The 12,712-nt window shown below is 67.6% G+C and carries 13 protein-coding genes and 1 riboswitch; of the genes, 6 read left to right on the forward strand and 7 right to left on the reverse strand.

The window, feature by feature from the left end; translation table 11 throughout:
• Positions 1 to 55 precede the first annotated feature (55 nt).
• Positions 56 to 190 carry a hypothetical protein gene (locus AB0N75_RS02895; protein ID WP_364644859.1) on the forward strand — a complete coding sequence of 45 codons (135 nt, stop codon included), beginning with the start codon at positions 56 to 58 and terminating at the stop codon, positions 188 to 190.
• Between the two features lie 108 nt (positions 191 to 298).
• Positions 299 to 1,129: a hypothetical protein gene (locus AB0N75_RS02900; protein WP_364644862.1), complete on the forward strand. Its 831-nt coding sequence runs from the start codon at positions 299 to 301 to the stop codon at positions 1,127 to 1,129.
• Positions 1,130 to 1,412: 283 nt separating this feature from the next.
• Here AB0N75_RS02900 and acs read toward each other — a convergent pair whose 3' ends face one another.
• From acs to AB0N75_RS02920, 4 genes are all read right to left on the reverse strand, one after another.
• Positions 1,413 to 3,482 (reverse strand): acetate--CoA ligase, encoded by a 2,070-nt coding sequence (gene acs, locus AB0N75_RS02905; RefSeq protein ID WP_364644865.1) that lies wholly within the window; start codon positions 3,480 to 3,482, stop codon positions 1,413 to 1,415.
• Positions 3,458 to 4,381 carry an ABC transporter permease gene (locus AB0N75_RS02910; RefSeq protein ID WP_364644868.1) on the reverse strand — a complete coding sequence of 308 codons (924 nt, stop codon included), beginning with the start codon at positions 4,379 to 4,381 and terminating at the stop codon, positions 3,458 to 3,460. Before AB0N75_RS02910 ends, acs begins: the two co-directional genes overlap by 25 nt.
• Entirely contained in the window at positions 4,381 to 5,424 is a 1,044-nt protein-coding gene (locus AB0N75_RS02915; RefSeq protein ID WP_364644871.1) for an aliphatic sulfonate ABC transporter substrate-binding protein, read from the reverse strand. Before AB0N75_RS02915 ends, AB0N75_RS02910 begins: the two co-directional genes overlap by 1 nt.
• 102 nt (positions 5,425 to 5,526) lie before the next feature.
• Entirely contained in the window at positions 5,527 to 6,366 is an 840-nt protein-coding gene (locus AB0N75_RS02920; RefSeq protein WP_364644873.1) for an ABC transporter ATP-binding protein, read from the reverse strand.
• Between the two features lie 325 nt (positions 6,367 to 6,691).
• Here AB0N75_RS02920 and AB0N75_RS02925 point away from each other — a divergent pair, with 325 nt between their 5' ends.
• A complete protein-coding gene (locus tag AB0N75_RS02925; RefSeq protein WP_364644876.1) occupies positions 6,692 to 7,060 on the forward strand; it encodes a VOC family protein in 369 nt (122 codons plus the stop codon).
• Positions 7,061 to 7,113: 53 nt separating this feature from the next.
• Here the strand turns inward: AB0N75_RS02925 and AB0N75_RS02930 are convergent, their stop codons facing one another.
• Together AB0N75_RS02930 and AB0N75_RS02935 are read right to left on the reverse strand one after the other, a co-directional pair.
• Positions 7,114 to 7,257 carry a hypothetical protein gene (locus AB0N75_RS02930; RefSeq protein WP_364644878.1) on the reverse strand — a complete coding sequence of 48 codons (144 nt, stop codon included), beginning with the start codon at positions 7,255 to 7,257 and terminating at the stop codon, positions 7,114 to 7,116.
• Positions 7,258 to 7,389: 132 nt separating this feature from the next.
• The gene (locus tag AB0N75_RS02935) at positions 7,390 to 7,932 is read right to left on the reverse strand and encodes a helix-turn-helix domain-containing protein (protein ID WP_364644881.1); all 543 of its coding nucleotides are present in this window, start codon (positions 7,930 to 7,932) and stop codon (positions 7,390 to 7,392) included.
• Positions 7,933 to 8,053: 121 nt separating this feature from the next.
• Between AB0N75_RS02935 and AB0N75_RS02940 the strand changes: the two genes are divergently transcribed.
• A complete protein-coding gene (locus AB0N75_RS02940) occupies positions 8,054 to 9,370 on the forward strand; it encodes an alpha/beta fold hydrolase (RefSeq protein ID WP_364644884.1) in 1,317 nt (438 codons plus the stop codon).
• 136 nt (positions 9,371 to 9,506) lie between these two features.
• Positions 9,507 to 9,923: a CoA-binding protein gene (locus AB0N75_RS02945; RefSeq protein ID WP_364644886.1), complete on the forward strand. Its 417-nt coding sequence runs from the start codon at positions 9,507 to 9,509 to the stop codon at positions 9,921 to 9,923.
• A 56-nt stretch (positions 9,924 to 9,979) separates the two neighbouring features.
• Here the strand turns inward: AB0N75_RS02945 and AB0N75_RS02950 are convergent, their stop codons facing one another.
• A complete protein-coding gene (locus AB0N75_RS02950; protein WP_364644889.1) occupies positions 9,980 to 10,936 on the reverse strand; it encodes a zinc-binding dehydrogenase in 957 nt (318 codons plus the stop codon).
• A gap of 302 nt (positions 10,937 to 11,238) precedes the next feature.
• Positions 11,239 to 11,353, forward strand: a riboswitch (SAM riboswitch).
• A 75-nt stretch (positions 11,354 to 11,428) separates the two neighbouring features.
• Here AB0N75_RS02950 and AB0N75_RS02955 point away from each other — a divergent pair.
• Positions 11,429 to 12,667 carry an acyl-CoA dehydrogenase family protein gene (locus AB0N75_RS02955; RefSeq protein WP_364644892.1) on the forward strand — a complete coding sequence of 413 codons (1,239 nt, stop codon included), beginning with the start codon at positions 11,429 to 11,431 and terminating at the stop codon, positions 12,665 to 12,667.
• Positions 12,668 to 12,712: the final 45 nt, after the last annotated feature.

Here is a 12,712-nt window from a genome sequence, read left to right on the forward strand (position 1 = left end):
TCGCGAGGCTGCCCGCCTCCGTGTCATCCGTGGGATCCGGCCTGCGGTAAATGCCATGTCCCATGCTCTTGTGGCAACTGCTCGCAGGCTCAGCGCATCGTGGCAAGCCGGTGCCGCCAAAGACGCCCTGATCGAGGAGCACCGCGACAAAGTCCGGACCCAGATCCGCCTCTTCGGCGGCCGCTACTGACGGCAACTGTCTGGTCAGCGGCGCGAGACCTACTAGAGGACGCCGGGACTATCCACAGGTCCGGCTCAATGCTGGCGGCCCCGGAGACAGCGGGTCATCATCGGTGTCATGCAGAGCCCGGAAATGATCGCCGAGTATGTTGCGAAAAAAGGAGGTACGGCCTTCGTCAAGGATCTGCGGAGAGCGGGCATCGGATCAGACGCGCTGAAGGTGGCTATCTCTTCGGGTGTCCTGAAGTCCGTTCACCGGGGGCTCGTCGGCACCGCCAACGCGGATGCGAACCTCCGCACTGCAATGACGGCCGGTGGGCTGCTTACATGCGTCTCGGCCGCAAGGGAGCTCGGACTATGGACCATGAAAGACCCGACCCAATTGCATCTGTGGACAGACCACGGCCGACAACCTGTAACCGTGATCAAGCACCGCGGCCGCCTCGTGAACGCAGGCCGCTGGGGTTACGTAGGAAGCGTGGATTGTGTGCTGCACGCAATCCGCTGCCGTCCGCGCCTGGAAGCGCTGGTCATCGCCGAGTCAGCGGTACGCCTAGGACGAGTTTCGAAGGAGGAGCTTGTGGATCTCCTACCCGGTCCGCGAAATAGCTTTCGGCGGCAGTTGGTGCAGGACATAGGCGATGACGCCGATTCGCCGTTGGAGGTTATTGCCCGGGATCTCTTCCGGGTTGCCGGTCTCCATGTGGAGACCCAGGTGCGCATCCGGGGACTCGGACGGGTGGACATGGTGGTGGAAGGCCGACTCATTATCGAGCTGGACGGATTCGACTTTCACTGGGACCGCGCGGCCTTCCTCAAAGACCGGAGGCGGAACAACGCGGGCATACTCAGCGGGATGCCCACGCTCCGATATGTCTACGAGGACTTGGTCTTCGCGCCGGAACGCGTCGTGGCCGAGGTCATGACCATGCTGCGGAGGTCGGCCTGAAGTAGGACTTGCGTGGTTCGATCCCACGTATAGGACTAACTTCCCACGTTTCGGCCGGTTCGAAACGCCCTGACTAGGGGAAATGCTGCGGACCGAAGAATAAACGTGGGAGCGAACGGAGGGTGGCTGGAGCGCGGGCCGGGTCGCGGGCCGGGCCTGCAGTGCGGCCGCGCGAGCTGGCCGGCGGCGGCGCGAGCGGGCCTCGCGGCGCGAGCGGGGCCGGAACGCCCGGGGCCGGACGCCCCGGGGCGGGCCGTCCGCCACCCCCCGCCCACCCCGGCGCTTACCGCGGCTGGCAGATGGCCTGGATCTCCGCGATGCACGGCTCGTTCTGCAGCGACGTGGTGTCGCCCAGCGTGGTTCCCTCGAACAACTGGGTCAGCAGCCGCCGCATGATCTTGCCGGAGCGGGTCTTGGGCACGTCCGGCACGAAGACCACGTCCCGCGGCTTGGCGATCGGACCGATCTGTGTGGCCACGTGTTCGCGCAGCGCGGCAACCGCGGCGGCCTGCTCGGCCGTCAGCGCGGCAACCTCCGCCCCGATCAGCGACTTGTCCAGCGGCACCACAAAGGCGGTGGCCGCGTGCCCGGTCTTCGCGTCGTACGTCGGGCACACGCCGGCCTCGACCACGGCCGGATGCGAGACCAGCGCGGACTCGATCTCGATGGTGGACAGCCGGTGGCCCGAGATGTTGATGACGTCGTCCGTCCGGCCCAGGATCCAAGTGTCGCCGTCGGTATCGAACCGGGCGCCGTCGCCGGCCAGGAACCAGCCCTGCGCCGCATACTTCTCCCAGTAGGAGCTGAAGTAGCGCTCCGGGTTTCCCCAGACGGTCCGGGCCATCGACGGCCCGGTCTTGGTGACCACGATGTTGCCCTGCTGTCCGGTACCCACCCGGGCACCGCCGTCGTCCACAATGTCCGTGGCCAGCCCCGGCAAGGCGCGGGTGGCGCAGCCGGGCTTGAAGGAGGCGTCCGTCTGGCGCGGCGAGAGCACGGTGGCGCCGGTTTCGGACTGCCACCACGTATCCACCATGGGAATGCCCGACGACGGGTCCCCGGCCACCAGCGAATCGCGGCCCACCTGGCTGCGCAGCCAGCGCCACGCCTCCGGGTTCACCGCCTCACCCACGGTGCCGGCCAGCCGGATGGAGCCCAGGTTGTACTCGGCCGGGATGCCGTCCGGGAACCAGCCCATCAGTGACCGGACCAGCGTGGGCGCGGTGTAGTAGCTGGTCACGCCGTAGCGCTCGATGACCTCGAAGTGCCGGCCGGGGTGCGGGGCGTTCGGCACGCCCTCGTAGATCACCTGGGTCACGCCGTTGCTCAGCGGTCCGTAGATCTCGTAGGTGTGCGCGGTGACCCAGGCCAGATCCGCGGTGCACCAATGGACATCGTCGGCCCGCGCGTCCGGGTCCGGGTTGCTGAACAGGTACGAGTGGCTGAACGAGGCCTGGGTCAGATACCCGCCGGTGGTGTGGACCAGGCCCTTGGGCTGGCCGGTGGTGCCGGAGGTGTACATGATGAACAGCGGCGTCTCGGCATCGACTGCCTGAGCCTCATGCACCCGCGGCTGCGACTCGACCACGTCGTGCCACCAGACGTCGCGGCCTTCCACCCAGTTGATGTCCGTGTGCCCGGTCCGGTTGATCACCAGCACGTGCTCGATCGCGTTCTCGCCGGAGACGGCCTCATCCGCGTTGGCCTTGACCGGGACGGCGGCGCCGCGGCGGTACTGGCCGTCGGTGGTGACCAGCAGTTTGGCGCGCGTGTCCTCCACCCGGAACTTCAGCGCCTCCGCGGAGAAGCCGCCGAACACCAGCGAATGCACCGCGCCGATCCGCGCGCACGCCAGCGTGATGACAATCGTTTCCACCAGCACCGGCAGGTAGACGACCACCCGGTCGCCCTTGCCGATGCCCAGCGCCAGCAGCGCGTTGGCGGCCTGCGAGACCAGTTCCTGCAGATCGCGGTAAGTCACCGTGCGGCGGTCGCCGGGTTCGCCCTCGAAGTGCAGCGCCACCTTGTCGCCGAGACCGGCGGCCACGTGCCGGTCCGCGCAGTTGACCGCGGCGTTCAGCGTGCCGCCGTCGAACCAGCGCAGCTCCGGGCCGCGGCGCGCCTCGGTGTCCACCGGAGTGGCCGAATGCGCGGTATGCCACGGCTCCGCCCACTGCAGCCGGGCGGCGGCGCGCTCCCAGAACGCAATCCGCTCGGCCTCGGTCTGCGGCTCCGGCCAGGCGGTGACCTGGTCTCGGTACGGCGTCCCTTCAAGAACGACGGCGGTGCCCCCAGCGGTTGCCCGGCCGGCGGCGGTTTCGGCTACTTCTATGCCCATCTCTTTACTGCCCATTTCTCCGCAACTCCCAAGAGTGCGTCGGTGATTTTGCCGATGATGGCCAGCAGGACGATGGCCAGCAGCAGCCTGTCAGTGCGGCCGTTGTTCTGTGAGTCCGTGAGCAGGAAGCCCAGTCCCATGGAGGAGGCGATCAGTTCCGCTGCCACCAGAAACAGCCACGCCTGTGCCAGCGCCAGCCGCAGACCGGAGAACACCGCCGGCACCACAGCCGGCAACTGCACGGTGGTCAGCAGCTTCACGCCCTTCAGCCCGAACGCGCGGCCGGCTTCCACCAGGTTCTTGTCCACGTGGCGCAGCGCCAGCGAGACAGTGGTGAACACCGGAAAGAAGGCGCCGATCAGGATCAGCGTGACCTTGGAGTCCTCGCCGATCTTCATCCACAAGATCAGCAGCGGCACCCACGCCAGCGACGGCACGGCACGCAGCGCGCCGATGGTGGGGGAGAGCAGCACATCGGCAACCTTGGACAGGCCGATCAGTGCGCCGAAGACCAGGCCCAGGGCTGCGCCGAAGGCGAAACCGAGCAGCACGCGCTGGGTGGAGATGGCCACGTGCTGGGCCAGCTCGCCGCGCTGAATCAAGTCAAGCGCGGCCTCGATGACCGCCCCGGGCGCCGGCAGTTGGACGGAGCTGAACAGTCCGGCCGAAGTGCTCCACTGCCAGGCCGCGAGCACGGCGGCCGGCAGCAGCAGGCCAAGCAGCAGGCGCACCCAGCCGTTGCCGAGCACGCCCGCAGCGGACCGTCCGTTGGCTGGGCGCCGTTCCGGCGAGGAACCGTCCTGCTGCGGCCGGTCTGGCCGTGCCGTCTTGAGGACGCCGGAGGCTTTCAGGCCTTCCTGGCTGGTGGCATAAACGCTGTTGCCGGATGCGCCGGGGTTGCCGAGGTGCGTCATTAGGATTCCTTGATGGCCGACGGATCGGCCGTCTTCACCAGCGAGTCGTCCAGCAGGGTCGCCAGGGCCTTGTCGATGTCAGCCTGGCTCTTCACGTCACCGGTCTCGACGAACGCCGGGCCGACCTTCTCCAGCACGGCGCGCTGCTTCTCGCCCGGAGCGGCTTCCACGTCCAGGTTGCTGCGCTCGGTGATCACCTTGGTGGCCACCTCAAGGTCCAGGCCGGCGACGTCGGCGAGGATCTGCGCGGTTTCCTCCGGGTTTTCGGCGGCCCACGCGCGGGCCTTCTCGTAGGCGTTCACCACAGCCTGGGCGAGCTCCGGCTCTTCCGTCAGGAAGGACTCGGTGGCGTTCAGGAAGCCGTAGGTGTTGAAGTCCAGATTCCGGTAGAACAGCTCGGCGCCGTCCTTTTCGGCACCGGCCATGATCGGATCGAGGCCGGACCAGGCATCCACCGAGCCCTGCTTCAGCGCGGTCAAACCGTCGGCGTGCTGCAGGTTCTCCACGGTGACGTCGCCGGCGGAGAGGCCGGCCTCTTCCAGCGACTGCAGCAGGAAGAAGTAGGGGTCGGTGCCCTTGGTGGCTGCGACGGACTTGCCCTTGAGGTCCTCGACGGAGTCGATGCCGGAGTCGGGCAGCGTGACCAGTGCGGCCCATTCCGGCTGCGAGTAAAGGCTGATGGTCTTGATCGGCGAGCCGTTGGCGCGGGCCAGCAGCGCGGCGGACCCGGCGGTGGAGCCGACGTCGACGGCGCCGGAGCGCAGTGCCTCGTTGGCCTTGTTGGAACCGGCCGACTGCAACCAGTTCACCTCAACGCCGTCGTCGGCCAAGGTGGCCTCCAGCCAGCCCTTTTCCTTGATGATCAGGCTCAGCGGGTTGTAGGTGGCGAAGTCGATGTTGAGCACACCGTCGCCGGTGCCCTCGGCCGCGGTGGCTTCGGAATCTTCGCCGGCCACGCAGCCGGTCAGGGCCAGCGAAGCGGTGGCGGCGACGGCGGCCGCACCGAGGATCGAGCGGCGGGAGAAGCGGCGGGCAATAGACATGGTGGTCCCTTCGAACGGTGCGCGAAGCAGGAGAAGCTCCGCGGTTACGGGTGGATTTGGGCACAGACGGCCCGGGAAATGCTTGAGGGTGGAGAGGGCGGCCTAATGGCCGTCGACGCCGAGGCTTTCGAGCAGTGAGCGGCGCATTCGGGCCAGCTCCACCGAACCGCGGTCCCGCGGGCGGCTGCCGGGAACGTCAACAGTGCGCACAATCGTGGCGCCGTCGTGCTCGCGGCCTTCTTCCTTGCCCAGCAGGATGATCCGGTCCGCCAACTGCAGGGCTTCGTCCACGTCATGGGTCACCAGCAGCACGGTGGTGGGTTCGGCCGCGTGGATGTCCAGCAGCAGATCCTGCATCTTGATCCGGGTCAGCGCGTCGAGTGCGCCGAAGGGCTCGTCCAGCAGGAGTACCCCCGGATTGCGGGCCAGCGCCCGGGCCAACGAGGCTCGCTGCGCCATGCCGCCGGAAACTTCGCGCGGACGATGCTTGGCGAACTTGTCCAGCCCCACCAGTTCCAGCAGCCGGGCCACCTTGGACTTGCCCTGCTTCGCGCTGGAAGATTTGGGCAGGCCGATGGCTACATTGGCCTGCAGGGTGTGCCACGGCAGCAGCCTCGGTTCCTGGAACGCGACGGCGCAGCGCGAGTCGATGCCCTGGACGGGCGTGCCGTCGATGTCCACGCTGCCGTTGCTGGGCGCATCCAGGCCGGCGGTGGCGCGCAGCAGGGTGGACTTGCCGCAGCCGGACGGGCCCAGGATGGCCAGCACTTCGCCGGAGCGGACGTCGAAGTCTACGTCACGGAGCACGGTGTGGGCGTTCGCGCCGGTACCGAAGGTGCGGTTCAGGCCGCGGAAGGAGACTGCCAGAGCGGAACCGGACGCTGCCGAGGGCGCAGTGGATGCGGGGGCCGCGTGGCGGGACGACGACAGTACTGCAGTCATGGGATCACTCCATCGATCCTGGCAGTAGCACCCTACGGTTCAAGCCGTGCGTCCGGCTTCCGCCGGCCGTACCCGTGGCTTGTCACCTCGTTATCACCGGCAGTCTGGGATGGCTTCCGGTGACCAGGGTTGCTGCGGCGTCGTCGATCCAGGTCTCTCGGCCGCTCGGGATGGTCACGACTAACTAAACGGCACTCCCGGTATCCACGGCAAACGGCCCGTAATAAAGCGGCGTAACAAACCGCGGCACAAAAACCGGCCCACGCCGGTTGCCGGAGCGCGCAAATCCGTAGACGCCGGTTTGTGCCGATGGCAGGATGGCCGCATGAAAATCAACCGTCACATCATCGTGTTCGACGCCGCCGATCTGGACGCTGAGAGCAGCTTCTGGGCAGGCCTGCTGGACGGGACGGTCAAGGCCGAGGACGACTGGCATACCGTTTCCGTTGACGGCGAGCCGCGGCTGGCGGTCCAATGGGCGCCCGACCACACCCCGCCTGAGTGGCCCGACGGCGCGCCGCAGCAGATCCATCTGGACCTCTACGTCGATGATCTGGGCGAGGCCCATGAACTGGCCACGTCGCTCGGCGCCAAGCTGCTCAAACCCGCCGACGACGCCGCGGCCGAGTCCGGATTCCAGGTCTACGCGGACCCCGCCGGCCACCCGTTCTGCTTCTGCTGGGGCGCCGGATGACCACGATGTCGGTGCGGAGCCACTGCTCACGCGGCGCCGGCTGCGGTTCCGGCTCACTTCTCCAGCGGCTCCCCGTTCCGGACCGATGCAACGACGTCGAGAACCGCCTGCGTGGTGGCGGCCGCGTCTTCCTGATCCATGATCAGCGAGGCGTGGGTGGCGCCGTCGACGGTGCGGTGAGCGCTGTTGGTCGACAACGCGGCCAGGGCATTCTGCTTCGCTGACCAGGAGGCACCGAGCGAGGGTTTAGTCCGGGCGGGACCACATTTGCCGCGCGGCGGGAGTCCTCCCTGTCAGCGGGAGGCGGTACCGACGTCGTACCGCGGTTGTCAGGCGGGCGGATCCGCGGGGATCAGGACCGTGGAGAACAGTCGGCGGTGCCGGCCTTCGCCGGGGCCGTTGGACACTGCCTTCTCTGCGGCCGCCCGGATGGCGGCGGTGAACTCCGCCAACTCCTCGTCCGTCATCCAGAGCGCGGCTTGCCGGTAGCCGGCGCCGTCACGGAGGAAGTCCGGGTTTTCCCGCGCGGTGTACTGGTCGAAGGCCTCCAGCAGTCCGGCCGCGAAGGCCATGAAGCCGCGCCGGTGGTCCTCGGCCGTCATCGAAGCCAACTCGTCACCGCTCACCGAACTCTTGGTGGTGTCCAGCCGGTATGTGCGCTCCGTGGTGCCGCGGACCTGCCGCTCCTGGGCAACCGCCAGCACGCCGGCCTTGGCCAACGTGCCGATGTGCCGGTAGAGCGTCGCGGTGGGGACGTCAGGGAGTTCGGCGGAGATCTCCGCCGTGGTCAGTTCACGGCCGCCCAGCAACGTCTGCACAATGCGCAGCCGTACCGGGTGCAGGATCAGATCGGCGCTCGCTGAAGGGGACATACCTAAACATTCTCACAGTTGACATTGTTCGCACAAGTGATAATAATGATTCTTGTCCGGCGAAGGTGCCGGGTTCGAACCGACTTATTGACTGGCAAGACATGATCCGAAGGGAGGCGCAATGGCGGCGATACGGGTAGGGAACAACGAGGTTCTGCTGGAGTTGGACCGGATGGAGAAGGCGGCGGGGCTGATCGGGGATCAGGCCTTCCCGCTCTCGGCCGTGACCTCCGTGGAGGTTCTGGCGGATGCCTTCGACGGCGTGCACGGGCTGCGTTCTCCCGGCCTGGCGATTCCGGGCCGGACAAGGATCGGAACCTGGCGCGGCCGCGGCAAGACCCTCGCCGTCGCCCGTCAGGGGATTCCGGCCCTTCAGTTGGACCTGTCCGGCCAGAAGTATGCCCGCGTGGTCGTCTCGCTGCCGGACGCCGAGGATATCGCTGCGGGGATCCGTGCCGCCGCGGGTCTGCCCGCCGGACAGCAGGTCAGTGAGGAAGAGGTCCGCTTCTCCTCCGGGACCGTGAAGCTGGTCGGAACCTGGGCCAAGCCGGCCGGAACCGTCCGCGGAACCGCGCTGATCCTGCCCGGCTCCGGCCCGGTTGACCGCAACGCCGACCATAAGCGGATGCCGCTGGGCATCAGCCGTGATCTGGCCCGCGCGCTCGCCGACCATGGCATCGCCTCGCTGCGCTATGACAAGCGGGGCACCGGCGCCTCGGATGGCAGCTTCCTGGCGGCCGGCTTCCGGCAGAACACCGACGACGCCGCTGCCGCCCTCCGCTGGATGGTCGCCCAGAAGACCGGGGATGTGCCGGTGTTCCTGGTGGGCCACAGCGAAGGCGGCTACCACGCAACTGCCGTGGCCTCCGACCCCGGGACCCGGCTGGATGGAACCGTGCTGCTCTCCACCTCGGCGCACACCGGCTTCGAGACGGGCCGGTGGCAGACGGCCCAGATTGGCGATTCATTGCCGGCGTTCGTGCGCCTCTTGTTGAAAGTCCTGCGGAAGGACCTGGTCACCATGCAGGCGAAGTCAGTGGAGAAGATCCGGACCACCACCGAGGACGTGGTGCGGATGCAGGGACGCAAGATCAACGCGCTCTGGCAGCGGGAGTTCATCGACTTCGACCCGGTGCCGTACCTGGAGCGTTTGCAGATGCCGGTGCTGGCCATCACCGGCGCCAAGGACGTGCAGGTGGACCCGGAGGACCTGGACGTCATTGCGGCCACCGTGCCCGGCCCGGTCAGTACGCGGAAGATCGACGACCTCTCGCACCTGCTGCGCCGGGACCCGAAGGCTCCGACCCTGTCCGACTACAAGCGGCAGATCCGCGAGCCTGTGGACGCGGAACTGCTTGAGCTGGTGGGCAGTTGGGTGGCGGAGCGGGCCGACGCCGCCGCGTCCGGGGCATCCGACGCCCAAGAGCTGGCCCGCTAACCCGCCTCATCGACTGTTCAGACAACGCCCTTAAACCGCGGTCTAAGGGCGTTATCTCATTCCTGGATGGGGACTGCCGGCTGGGAGACCGATGGCGAAGGTACCCGTAGCGGGAACTCATGGGTAGGGTGGCGCCATGGCACACCAGAATGATCCCGAAGTCGTCAGCCGCCTGCTGAGCACGCCCGGCCGCTGGGCCGTGGTCGGCCTGTCCACCAACCCGCACCGGGTTGCCATGCGCATCTCCAGGTACCTGATGGACCAGCTGGACATGGAGGTGGTCCCGGTCAACCTGCAGGGCGACGACGTCCACGGCCTGACCGGCTACCGAAAGCTTGCGGACATTCCTGGTCAGATCGACGTGGTGGACTGCTTCGTCAACTCCCAGAAAGTCGGCCCGGTGGTGGACCAGGCCATCGAAGTCGGCGCGAAAGCCGTCTGGCTTCAGCTGGGCGTCGTCGACGAAGCCGCCGCGGAACGGGCCAAGGCGGCAGGGCTAGACGTCGTGATGGGCACCTGCCCGGCCATCGAAGCCCCGCGTCTGGGCCTCTAGCCAGTCAGCGGCCCGCCTTGCCCGCCACCTAGGCTGAGACGTTCAGCGCTGTTGCATCACTCGTACATCGCGATGAAGCGGCCAACCACCCCGCCGGCCCGGAGCTTGTCGATGGCGCCCGGGATGTCGGCGTGCGTGATGTGGTTCATCGGCGGGTTCAGCTGGCCGGTCTTCATCAGTTCGTAGATGCCCGCCAGGTCCTCCTTGGTGCCGGACTTTGAGCCCCTGATGGTGAGCTGGTTGATGATGATCGGGTAGGTGTTGATGGTAGATTCGAGCCGCCCCATGCCCACTTGGACCAGGGTGCCGAACTCGCCGAGGGTCTCGATGGCGGCCGAAGTGGTGGTGCCGAAACCGGCGTAGTCGACGATCAGTTCCAGGTTCTTGTCCTTGAACGCCTCTATCGAGGCGGCGACGCCGGCCAGGCCGATCTCGTCGGCCAGTTTCTGCGTCTCGGGGTTGACCTCGGCTCCGTAAACCTCGGCGCCGGACAGCGCCGCGGAGCGCGCGCCGATGTAGCCCAGCCCGCCCAGGCCAATGACGCCGACTTTCATGCCTTTCCTGGCCCCGCCGACGGCCATGATCGCGTGGTAGGCGGTCAGGCCGGCATCGGTCGCCATCGCGCCGAGGTCGAAGGGCACCTCATCGGGCAGAGCCACCAGGTTGTCATCGGTCGCGCGAAGCTTGGCGGCGAAGCCACCGTCCCACTTGCCGTAGCCGAGGGCGTCCCCGTCCGACATCACCGGGGAGAGGCCCACCCGGTCGCCCACCTTCCAGTGGCCCATGCCGTCGCCGACCTCGCTGATCACCCCGGCGGACTCATGCCCCATGGTGCGGGGCAGCCCGTGCTGGAACAGCGCCATCCAGCCCGGATCATCGAGCGTGGTGACGTCCGAGTGGCAGACACCGGAGGCCTTGACGTCCACCACCACCTCGCCGGGGCCGGCGTGCGGCTCCTCCACCTCGTTGAGCTCCAGCGGCTTGTTCGTCCCGGTAAATTGCCATGCCTTCATATTTCGAACCCCCCTGAGCGGCGGGACGGTCGACGTCCCGGACCGGCCGAAATTGGTGGCGCAACTTCACCCTAGTCCCGTCGCGGAAAGGCCCACAGGGGTCGTCGGACTGGAGCTCATCTTCGCCCGGAATTCATCCGGACGGCCCGGCGCCGCGGGGTACCGGCAGGGAGCGGAACGATCCACAGGAAGGCGGGGGCCGCCGTCGTCGGATGGGGGTGTCCGTAACATTCGGCAGTGGAACGTCATGGCCCGTCACATGCTTCACAGCGCCGGATGGGGCCCGGCAGACTTTTCCCCAAGATCAAGAGTCCCAACGACAAGCTCTGGCTGGTTGGGCGGCAACCCTCTTCCGTAGCGGGGTGCCCCAGATGAGGATCCGGCCGCGCACAGATCGGTGCCCGGCAAGTACGGCCCCCGCCAGGCTGCGTCGTCGACTGTGATGGTTGCCGCGCGGTGCGGCAGGCGGGAGCCCCTGCACGAGGAGGCGCCATGACCGCCGTCGTCATTGAAGAAAACCAGCAGACCCGCCGTTCCCCCTGGAGCGGACAGGCCAGCCGCGAAGAACTCGCCCACTGGCAGCAGATCGCCGAGGGCGTGGCCGCCGTGCTGAGCACGGACGTGCTGGAGCGGGACCGGCGCAATGCGGACCCGCAGGCCGAAGTGGAGCTGCTGCGCAGTTCCGGCCTGTTCAACCTGATCATCCCCAGCGAGTGGGGCGGCGAGGGCGGACACTGGGAAAGCGCGCTGCACGCCGTGCGCATCCTAGCCCGCACCGATGCGTCGATCGCGCAGATCCTGGCCTACCACTACGCAAACCTCGGTGCCGTGGTCTTCTACGGCAACGCGCAGGTCCAGGAACGCCTGCTCCGCCGCTCCGCCCAGGGCCGCTGGTCCTGGGGCGACTCGGTCAACCCGGTGGACCCTAACTTGGATCTGGTGCCCGATGGCGACGGCTACCGGCTGGACGGCGTCAAGCACTTCTCCACCGGCGCATCCGTGGGCGACGCGATCCTGGTCAACGCCGCGATCACCTCCGGTCCGGATCAGGGCAAGTTCCTGGCCCTGGCCTTGGAACATGACCGCGCCGGAATCTCCTTCCTCGGCGACTGGGACGCGTTGGGCCAGCGCCTCTCCGCGAGCGGCTCCGTCAAGTACGACGGCGTGCTGGTCACCTCCGCTGACATCATCGGCGAGGTGGGGGAGGAGCCCTTCTCTTCCCTGGTGACGCCGTACATCCAGCTGGCGTTCGGCAACCTCTACCTGGGCATCGCGCAGGGCGCGCTGGAGCGCGGCCGCCAGATCACCCTGGCGCGCAAGAACTCCTGGTTCCTCAGCAACGCAGACACCTACGCCCAGGATCCGCTGACCCAGCGGGTCTATGGGGAACTGTCGTCCCGGGTGGCTGCCGTGGAGGCCTTGGCAGACCGGACGAACGAACGCTTCGACGCCGCCATCGCCGTCGGCGGGGAGCTGACGGCCGAAGCACGCGCTGGCGTCGAGATCGAGATCGCCCGGCTCAAGGTGGTCTCCACGGAGGTGGGCGTGGAAGTGGCCAACCGCATCTTCGAGGTGACCGGCTCTTCCTCCGCGAAAACCGCGGTGGGACTGGACATCTTCTGGCGCAATGTCCGCACCCACACCCTGCACGACCCGGTGGACTACAAGAAAGTTGAGGTCGGCGCCCACTTCCTACTGGGCGACATCCAGCCGATCTCGCTCTACACCTGATCCGCCCCGCATTCCCATCCGTCCCACCTCGGCCGTGCACGGCGG

It is taken from the genome of Arthrobacter sp. NPDC089319, assembly GCF_040684925.1.
In the GTDB taxonomy this organism is placed as follows: domain Bacteria; phylum Actinomycetota; class Actinomycetes; order Actinomycetales; family Micrococcaceae; genus Crystallibacter.

What these genes read in the sequence shown, in the direction of transcription:
- AB0N75_RS02895 (WP_364644859.1), top strand. Translation starts at nt 56, where the DNA reads ATGTCCCATGCTCTTGTGGCAACTGCTCGCAGGCTCAGCGCATCGTGG.
- AB0N75_RS02900 (WP_364644862.1), top strand. Translation starts at nt 299, where the DNA reads ATGCAGAGCCCGGAAATGATCGCCGAGTATGTTGCGAAAAAAGGAGGT.
- acs (WP_364644865.1), bottom strand. Translation starts at nt 3,482, where the DNA reads ATGGGCAGTAAAGAGATGGGCATAGAAGTAGCCGAAACCGCCGCCGGC.
- AB0N75_RS02910 (WP_364644868.1), bottom strand. Translation starts at nt 4,381, where the DNA reads ATGACGCACCTCGGCAACCCCGGCGCATCCGGCAACAGCGTTTATGCC.
- AB0N75_RS02915 (WP_364644871.1), bottom strand. Translation starts at nt 5,424, where the DNA reads ATGTCTATTGCCCGCCGCTTCTCCCGCCGCTCGATCCTCGGTGCGGCC.
- AB0N75_RS02920 (WP_364644873.1), bottom strand. Translation starts at nt 6,366, where the DNA reads ATGACTGCAGTACTGTCGTCGTCCCGCCACGCGGCCCCCGCATCCACT.
- AB0N75_RS02925 (WP_364644876.1), top strand. Translation starts at nt 6,692, where the DNA reads ATGAAAATCAACCGTCACATCATCGTGTTCGACGCCGCCGATCTGGAC.
- AB0N75_RS02935 (WP_364644881.1), bottom strand. Translation starts at nt 7,932, where the DNA reads ATGTCCCCTTCAGCGAGCGCCGATCTGATCCTGCACCCGGTACGGCTG.
- AB0N75_RS02940 (WP_364644884.1), top strand. Translation starts at nt 8,054, where the DNA reads ATGGCGGCGATACGGGTAGGGAACAACGAGGTTCTGCTGGAGTTGGAC.
- AB0N75_RS02945 (WP_364644886.1), top strand. Translation starts at nt 9,507, where the DNA reads ATGGCACACCAGAATGATCCCGAAGTCGTCAGCCGCCTGCTGAGCACG.
- AB0N75_RS02950 (WP_364644889.1), bottom strand. Translation starts at nt 10,936, where the DNA reads ATGAAGGCATGGCAATTTACCGGGACGAACAAGCCGCTGGAGCTCAAC.
- AB0N75_RS02955 (WP_364644892.1), top strand. Translation starts at nt 11,429, where the DNA reads ATGACCGCCGTCGTCATTGAAGAAAACCAGCAGACCCGCCGTTCCCCC.